Annotated in this window: 6 protein-coding genes; 3 read left to right on the top strand and 3 right to left on the bottom strand. The window is 69.0% G+C overall.

Translation table 11 applies throughout. From position 1 onward, the window contains the following. Positions 1–151: 151 nt before the first annotated feature. The gene (locus ACWELQ_RS37045; protein WP_452401680.1) at positions 152–1,405 is read right to left on the bottom strand and encodes an outer membrane protein assembly factor BamB family protein; all 1,254 of its coding nucleotides are present in this window, start codon (positions 1,403–1,405) and stop codon (positions 152–154) included. A gap of 84 nt (positions 1,406–1,489) precedes the next feature. On the opposite strand from ACWELQ_RS37045, the gene ACWELQ_RS37040 reads away from it, so the two are divergent. Next, positions 1,490–2,362 (top strand): alpha/beta fold hydrolase, encoded by an 873-nt coding sequence (locus ACWELQ_RS37040; RefSeq protein WP_452401679.1) that lies wholly within the window; start codon positions 1,490–1,492, stop codon positions 2,360–2,362. 271 nt (positions 2,363–2,633) lie between these two features. After that, positions 2,634–3,140: a GNAT family N-acetyltransferase gene (locus ACWELQ_RS37035; protein ID WP_452401678.1), complete on the top strand. Its 507-nt coding sequence runs from the start codon at positions 2,634–2,636 to the stop codon at positions 3,138–3,140. A gap of 81 nt (positions 3,141–3,221) precedes the next feature. Here the strand turns inward: ACWELQ_RS37035 and ACWELQ_RS37030 are convergent, their stop codons facing one another. Both ACWELQ_RS37030 and ACWELQ_RS37025 read right to left on the bottom strand, forming a co-directional pair. Further along, positions 3,222–3,863: a dihydrofolate reductase family protein gene (locus tag ACWELQ_RS37030; RefSeq protein ID WP_452401677.1), complete on the bottom strand. Its 642-nt coding sequence runs from the start codon at positions 3,861–3,863 to the stop codon at positions 3,222–3,224. Between the two features lie 95 nt (positions 3,864–3,958). Then, complete coding sequence (locus ACWELQ_RS37025; RefSeq protein ID WP_452401676.1) at positions 3,959–4,951, bottom strand: heme o synthase; 993 nt, start codon at positions 4,949–4,951, stop codon at positions 3,959–3,961. A gap of 331 nt (positions 4,952–5,282) precedes the next feature. Here ACWELQ_RS37025 and ACWELQ_RS37020 point away from each other — a divergent pair, with 331 nt between their 5' ends. Further along, positions 5,283–5,411 (top strand): hypothetical protein, encoded by a 129-nt coding sequence (locus ACWELQ_RS37020; protein WP_452401675.1) that lies wholly within the window; start codon positions 5,283–5,285, stop codon positions 5,409–5,411. The last annotated feature ends 39 nt before the right edge of the window (positions 5,412–5,450 follow it).

Raw genomic sequence — 5,450 nt, 5'->3', positions numbered from 1 at the left:
TCCCGCTCGCGCCCTGCCCGTGATCGCGGGGGCGTGTGGAGGTCGCCGCGCCCCCGATCGGCTCGATGCCCGCGGCATCCGGTGTCTCGATACCCGCGCCATCCGGTGTTCCGGTGATATCGCCTGTGTGGTCTCGGGTCACGCGGACGTGTCAGGGTAAGCGGACGTACTGCAGCCCTGCGAGGGTGCCGAGCACCAGTTCATTCCCGGCGAGGGCGGGGGTGGCGAAGTGCGGGAGTGCACCGGTTGCGTACTGGGCGAGGATGTTTCCGGTCGCCGGGTCGAGGGCGTAGAACGTCCCGGCGTGCCAGTCGGCCGCCCAGACCCGACCGGCGGCCACGATCGGCGGGCCGTCGGCAGGGACCGTGGCACGCCACAGGACGGTGGCCGCGCCGGTCTCCGTGACACGCACCGCCCACGTGCCTTTGGTGCAGGGCAGATAGGCCACGTCGCCGTCGACGGCGGCCGCGCCGAAGGCCTTGCAGCCGGTGAAAACCGGTGCGGTGGTGGAGATTCCGCCCAGGTGCGCGGGATCGAGAAGGTAGCCGTCGCCGGATTTCCCGGCGATGAGCAGGCGGCCGTTCACCAGGGCCGGGTTCATGGTGCCCAGATCGCGGTCGGCGGCATTGTCCTGTGCCCAGGTCGCGGGCGCGAAGAAGTCGGCGCGCCGCAGGTCCGGGGTGAGGGCGACGACGGCGTCGGTGTCGTCGTAGGCCGCGCCCGCCTCGGCGTCGCCATTGCCGACCGAGTAGTACAGCAGGTCGCCGGACTGCGCCGGTGCGCCCGGTGCCCAGATGCCGCCGCGACCACCCGTCGCGGCCCGATACCAGGTGACGGCGGACGTCGAGACATCCACGGCGGCAACCGCTCCCGTGTAGGTGCCGCAATCGCCGTAATTGCCGCCGAACGCGGCGTAGACGTGGCCGGCGCGGACGGTCAGGGCGGGGCGTTGCAGGTAGGACGGCGCATCACCGAAGGGTGGGTCGACGGGGATACGCAGCGTGATCGCGCCCGTCGCCGCGTCGAGTCCGTAGAGGGTTTTGTGCGCACCGCCCGATTCGGCGACCACGTAGACGCGATGCGCGTCCGCATCGTAGGCGGGTGCGCCGGTGATGCCGACCGGATCGATATCACCGCACGGCAGGTCCGCGCCGGGCATCGGTTCGGCGAGGTGGGTGCGCCAGCGGACCGTGTCACCGGCGACGGCGTAGACCGAATCGTTCTCCGTCGCCGCGATCACGGTGTCGCCCACGGGAATCGGGCGACCGTATACGGCGCCGTCGAGGGCGAGGACGCCGGTCGCGGGCGGGGCAGGCGGGGGTGGGCTCGAGGTGGCGGCGCAGGCCGCGAGGATCAGCGCGCAGACGAGAAGCGCGGGGAGGGTGCGCGTCGCGTGTGTTGTCATGGCCACCCGCCGGTTGGGCTGATGTCCGACATGCTGCCACAAATGCACCGATGAATTCGGCCGCACCGTACCGTCTGTATTGATATGAGCGAACACATCCTCGAAACCGCCGACGTCGACCTGGCCTACGACGTGCTGGGTCCCGCGCCCGCCGACAGCGCCCAGCGGCCGCTGCTGATGATCGGCCAGCCCATGACCGCGGCCGGATTCGCCACGCTGGCTTCCTATTTCCCGGAGCGCACGGTCATCACCTACGACCCGCGCGGGCTGGGGCGCAGTGTCCGCAAGGACGGGCGCACCGACAATTCGCCGACCGTGCAGGCCGAGGACATCCACACCCTGCTCACCGCCTTGAACCTCGGGCCGGTCGACATGTTCGCCAGCAGCGGCGGCGCGGTCACCGCGCTGGCCCTGGTCGCAGCCCACCCGAACGACCTGGTCACCCTCGTCGCCCACGAGCCGCCCATACTGCCGGTGCTGCCCGACGCCGAGGCCGCCTTCCGCGCTCGCGCCGCGGTCCGCGACGCCTACGAGTCCAAGGGTTCCTTCGCCGGAATGGCCAGCTTCATCACCTGGTCGTCCTGGCAGGGCGAATTCACCGACGCCCTGTTCGCGCAGCTGCCCGCCGACCCCGCGATGTTCGGCATGCCGAGCGAGGACGACGGCACCCGCGACGACCCGCTGCTGTCGGAGCGCTCGTGGGCCATCACCGACTACTCCCCCGACATCGCCGCCCTGCAGGCCGCCCCCACCCGCGTCGTGATCGCCGTCGGCGAGGAATCCACGGGCACCCTCACCGCCCGCACCGCGACCACCACCGCCGCCCTGCTCGGCACCGATCCCGTCGTATTCCCCAGTCACCACGGCGGTTTCACCGGCCCCGACTCCGGCTACCCCGGCCAGCCCGAGCCCTTCGCGCGCACCCTGCGTGCGGTGCTGGACGGTGCGGCCGAGTAGTGACGTGAGCAACCCCCGCTTGCTGGTCAGATGTCCAGACCGATAGGCTGCGGGGGTTCAGTCCGTTGTAGTCCATGACCGGAGGTGAGTTGATGACCGCGCCGAAGACCGCTGTTGCCGGTGGCATCCGGGGTCGCCTCACCCTTCGCCTCGCGAACTGATCCCCACACCACCCGGTCACCGCGACCGGCTGCGGGCCCGCGTGCCCGCAGTGCGACAGCGGTCACTCCTGTATCCCCTTGTCCAGCATGACAATTCAGGAGTTTCGACCATGTCCAACACTTGGCTGACCCGCGCCGAGATCGACACCGACATCGACGTTGTTCGCGCAATCACTCTCGCTGCCTTCGACACCGCTGAGGAAGCCGACCTCGTCGACGCACTGCGCGTCGATTCCGGCTGGCTCGACGGGCTGTCGATGATCAGCACCGACACCCACGGCACGGCCATCGGTCACGCCCTGCTCACCCGCTGTCACATCGACGAGACTCCGGCGCTGTGCCTGGCACCGTGCTCGGTCCTGCCCGAATTCCAGCGCACCGGAGCCGGTTCCGCGGCAATCCGCGCAGTGCTCGATGCGGCCCGCGACCAGGGCGAGTCCTTCGTCGTAGTCCTCGGACACCCGGAGTACTACCCGCGCTTCGGTTTCGGCCGTGCCAGCGCCCACGGCATACGGCTCAGCATCGAGGTCCCCGACGAGGCCCTGATGGCCCTGTCACTCACCGATGCACCGCTGCCGAGCGGAACCGTCCGCTACGCAACACCCTTCGGTATCTGACCGTAGCCACCCGGTCCCCCGCGCGACGCGTGTCACCGCGCGGGGGACGCGGCGAGCATCCGACGCTCCATCGCCGAACCGCTACTGCCTGGTCATCCATACGTGGGTGACGGTCTGGGTGCTCTGCATCTCCACGACCCGGTAGTCCGGCAATGCGCCCAGGTTTTCGAAAAGCCGCTCCCCGGAACCCAGCAGGATCGGGACGATCGCCAGGTGTAGCTCGTCGACCAGGCCCGCGGCGAGGAATTGCCGCACGGTGCCCACTCCCCCACCCAAGCGGACGTCGAGGCCGTCGGCCGCCTCGACGGCGCGTTTCAGCACGGCTTCGGGGGTGTCGGCGATGAAGTGAAAGGTGGTGCCGCCCTTCATGGTCAGGGCGGGGCGGGGGTGGTGGGTCATGACGAAGGTGTCGTGGTGGTAGGGCGGGGTGTCGCCCCACCAGCCGGTCCAGTCGTGGTCGGGCCAGTCGCCGCGAATGGGGCCGAACATGTTGCGGCCCATGATGGTCGCGCCGATGTTGTGGTCTCCGGCTGCGAGGAGGTCGTCGTCGGGGCCGATTTCGCCGCCCGGCTCGCCGAGCATGGCGTTGCCGTAGCGGGTGCGGAACACCCAGTCGTGCAGGCCTTGTCCACCGGATCCCAGCGGCGCGTCCGCCGTCTGATCGGGTCCCGCGCCGAATCCGTCCAGCGAGACGGAGAAATTGTGGACACGAAGCTTCGGCATGACGCGTTCCTCTCGACCGAGTGGGCGGCGGCTCCGCCCTCACTCTGACATCGAATGGCGCCCTATCGAATCGACAGGGCCGAAACGCGGGCGGGTCAGGCCCAGCCGAAGAGGGTGTGGCCGAGCGTGTGGTAGCCGAGGACGGAGTCGACGGCCAGGCCGCAGAAGACCACGGCGAGGTAGTTGTTCGACTGGAGGAACAGGCGCAGCGGCTTCACCGATTCGCCCTTGCGGACACCGGAATACAGCTGGTGGGCCATGAGCAGGAACCAGGCTCCGGCGACCAGGACGGTGGCGGCGTAGATGACGCCCGCGGCGGGGGCCAGGGCGAACGTGGCCAGGACGGTCGCCCAGGTGTAGAGGACGATCTGCTTGGTGACGACCTGTTCGGTGGCCACCACCGGGAGCATCGGGACGCCCGCGGCCTTGTAGTCCTCCTTGTAGCGCATGGCCAGCGCCCAGGTGTGCGGGGGCGTCCAGAAGAAGATGACCAGGAACAGCACGATCGAGGGCCACCCGATGGTGCCGGTCACCGCCGACCAGCCGACCAGCACCGGCATACACCCGGCCGCGCCGCCCCACACCACGTTCTGCGAGGTGCGGCGCTTGAGGCCGAGGGTGTAGACGAAGACGTAGAACAGGATGGTCGCCACCACCAGCGCGCCGGAGAGCAGGTTGGCCTGCCACCACAGCCACGCGAAGGACGCCAGCCCGAGGGTGACGCCGAAGACGAAGGCGTTGCGGGTCGGCACCGCCTCCCGCGCGAGCGGACGCTTGGAGGTCCGCTTCATCACCTTGTCGATATCGGCATCGGCGACACAGTTCAGCGTGTTGGCGCTCGCCGCACCCATCCAGCCGCCGAACAGCGTGGCCAGGATGAGCCGGATGTCGACGTGCCCGCGGTCGGCCAGCAGCATCGTGGGAATCGTTGCGACGAGCAGCAACTCGATGACGCGCGGCTTGGTGAGCGCGATATACGCCAACACCCGCCTGACCACCGCCGAAAGCGGGCCGCTGCCCGTGACACGGTCGGCGAGCACCGCCCCGGAGGAGCCGTGAGCGCCACCCGGCTGTTGCCCAATCCGCACTGTTTCTCCTCGCACGCCGTGACTACTACAGAGCATGGTAGACCCACCGCGACCATGCTCCCGACCAGGTCCACCCGTGGCGCGCGGCGAGACCGGTTGGCAATGCGTACACCGGGTAGTCACGAACAGGTCGGCGGGCGGCTTCTATCGAGTGACACATCCGCCGGTGAATCCGGGTTCCCGTAGGACGAGGAAACGCCGCCCTTTAGGGTGGACGTAGATCGGTGCGCCGCATGTTCCCCCGAAGGCGGCGCATCACGGATCCACCGCAGCGAATCATCCCGCCGCCCACAACCGCATCGTTGACGAACAGGTCAGGAGAACCTCGGTCGTGTCAGTCACAGACGACATCCGCGCGCTCACTCAGCCGAATCACCCCACCGACTGGACCGATCTGGATACCAGATCCTTGGGCACGGTCGATATCACCTTGGACACCACGGTCAACTCCGCCGGGTGACAGCGATCGCCTTCCGGAATCGCGGACTGCCGAACCGGT

The organism is Nocardia sp. NPDC004722, from assembly GCF_053601505.1.
This window is presented reverse-complemented; position numbering and strand designations above follow the sequence as displayed.

Bases quoted from the DNA above. Each gene is read 5' to 3' on its own strand.
- ACWELQ_RS37045 (WP_452401680.1), bottom strand. From the start codon at position 1,405: ATGACAACACACGCGACGCGCACCCTCCCCGCGCTTCTCGTCTGCGCG.
- ACWELQ_RS37040 (WP_452401679.1), top strand. From the start codon at position 1,490: ATGAGCGAACACATCCTCGAAACCGCCGACGTCGACCTGGCCTACGAC.
- ACWELQ_RS37035 (WP_452401678.1), top strand. From the start codon at position 2,634: ATGTCCAACACTTGGCTGACCCGCGCCGAGATCGACACCGACATCGAC.
- ACWELQ_RS37030 (WP_452401677.1), bottom strand. From the start codon at position 3,863: ATGCCGAAGCTTCGTGTCCACAATTTCTCCGTCTCGCTGGACGGATTC.